The sequence below is a fragment of the Burkholderia sp. Ac-20379 genome (genome assembly GCF_017104645.1).
GTDB lineage: Bacteria > Pseudomonadota > Gammaproteobacteria > Burkholderiales > Burkholderiaceae > Burkholderia.
The window spans coordinates 1-2,241 of the sequence record NZ_JAAGPF010000607.1 but is presented as its reverse complement, the minus strand read 5'-3'; the positions used below and the strand labels follow the sequence as shown (position 1 = coordinate 2,241).

The following is a 2,241-nucleotide window of genomic DNA, read 5'->3' as shown; positions in this document are numbered from 1 at the left end:
GGGGGGGGGGGGGGGGGGGGGGGGGGGGGGGGGGGGGGGGGGGGGGGGGGGGGGGGGGGGGGGGGGGGGGGGGGGGGGGGGGGGGGGGGGGCGGGGGGGGGGGGGGGGGCGGGGGGGCGGGGGGGGGGGGCGGGGGGGGGGGGCGGGGGGGGGGGCGGGGGGGGCGGGGGCACGCCGGCTGCGGCTCCGCGCTCGCGGAGGGGGGCCGCCGGGCGTGGCCGGGAGGGTCCGGCCGGGCGTTGGGCGCCTCGGCCGCCGCGCGTCCGGCCGCCGCCACCGCGCGCCGCAACGCCCAGCATCCGCCGCCGCAACGCATGCAGCGCCGCCCGACGCACCCCACGCAGCAAGAGCGCGCGATGCTCGGCGAAACCGATTCGGTCAGCCTCCACAGCCTGCACAGCATCCACGAGACGGACATCACCGACGCGCCGGAACTGGCCGCGTTCAGCTCGGAAGGCCTGAATCAGCTCGAAGCGCAGATGCACGACATGATCGAATCGTTCGACGTGTCGCACGATCCGGTGCGCCTCGACGCGAACATGGAAATGCTGCACCGCGCGATCGGCACCGACGAAAGCCCGGAACCGAGCACGCCCGAGCAACGCAAGATGGTGCAGAGCGTGCTGCAGTTCGCCAACGACATCGTCAACAACAACTTCGAGAACCCGGTCGGCAAGTTCGTGACCTCGGCCGCGCACTCGATGGTGGCGCGGATTCCGACCGTCTACGGCCCGACGTTCCTGCGCCAGTTGACCGGCCAGAAGCTCGGCGAGGTGCTCAGCGACGAACACGCGTCGAAGGACGTGAAATCGATGGTCGGCCTGATGCTGACGGCCGCGCCGATCGCGCTGCTCGTGGTCGGCATGATGCGCGACAAGGAAAAGGGCATCGCCACCAACACCAGCCGCAATTCGCGCCTCGCCCTGATGGCCGTGGGCAGCGTGATGGGCCTGGCCGCGGTGGGCACCGGCAGCATGGCCGGCGCGTCGGCCAGCCTGGGCGCGTTCGTGCTGTATTGCGCGATGCGCGACGGCATGCAGCAGTTCGTCAAGCTCGGCTCGAAGGACGACAAGGAGCCGACCTACGGGCAATCGCAGGCGGCCGGCGCGGCCTACGTGGCCGACCAGATGGTGGTGGGCTCGGGCATGTCGTACACGTCCAGCCCGTCGGGCGCGGGCGCGGCCGGCCAGGTGCTGCAAACGGACCACTCGGCCGAGCGCGCCGGCTGGAACATGTTCGGCGAGGTGGGCGACGACCTGGTGTCGGGCTCGATCACCGCGGGCGGCGCGCCGGCGCTGAAGGCCTCGTTCCAGATGCCGACGCTGGAAGATCTGAAGAACACCGCCACCGGCGCGTTCCCGGCCCGCGCGACGCTGTTTACGGCCAGCACGCTGCTCTCGCAGATCGTCGCCGACAAGACCACCGGCCTCAGCGAAGGCGCTCAGACCAACCTCAACAACCTGGCCGTCGCGCTGCTGCTCGGCATGGTGATGTACGCGCCGTTCGCGCAGATGGGCAAGACCAAGAAGCCGGAAGGCGGCGCGTCGGTGCACGAGGTCGAGCACAGCGACGACAGCGACCCCGAGGGCGGCCCGATCCTGCCGGTCGCCACCGGCGCCTCGGCGAATCCGGCGCAAGGCAGCGGCGTGCTGCAACGCCGCAACACGGCGATCTGACGCGCCCAGGTCTCGCCCCGGCTTTGCGCCGGCCCCTTGCGGGCCGGTTGCGATGCCGGGGCGAGCGCCGTTTACAGCGCCGCAGCGGCCCGCTATCGTGTGTCGGTCTCCCCTGCCCGCGCCGCCTCGCCATGAACGATCTGCTCGACCGCATCTGGACCCTGCTCGACGAAGGCGCGAACGCCGGCCGCGAGCGCTCGCCGTTCACGATGCTGCAAGCCGCCACGCTCGGCCTCGACGGCGCGCCGCAGGTGCGCACCGTGGTGCTGCGCGGCGTCGATCGCGCGGCCCGGTGCTTGATGTTCCACACCGATGCACGCTCGGCCAAGGCCGCCGAGATCGCCCGCGACGGCCGCATCGCGCTGGTCGGCTGCGATCTCGCGAACGGCCTGCAGATCCGCGCGCAAGGCGTGGCAAGCCTGCGCGCGAGCGAGGCCGAGCGGCTCGCGATCTGGCGAGCGAGCCGGCCGCGCACACTGATCCTCTATCGCGCGCCGCTGCCGCCGGGCACGCCGGTGGCCGAACCGGCCGACGCGCATCCGCCCGCCGCCGAGGCCGGCCCCCG

The 2,241-nt window shown here is 73.5% G+C and carries 2 protein-coding genes; both read left to right on the top strand.

Annotated features, from left to right (window positions below; genetic code table 11):
- Positions 1 to 239 precede the first annotated feature (239 nt).
- A complete protein-coding gene (locus G3N92_RS33195) occupies positions 240 to 1,676 on the top strand; it encodes a hypothetical protein (RefSeq protein WP_206131738.1) in 1,437 nt (478 codons plus the stop codon).
- A gap of 131 nt (positions 1,677 to 1,807) precedes the next feature.
- Positions 1,808 to 2,241, top strand: a 434-nt coding sequence (locus G3N92_RS33190; RefSeq protein WP_206131737.1) for a pyridoxamine 5'-phosphate oxidase family protein, incomplete at its 3' end; no start/stop codon positions are given.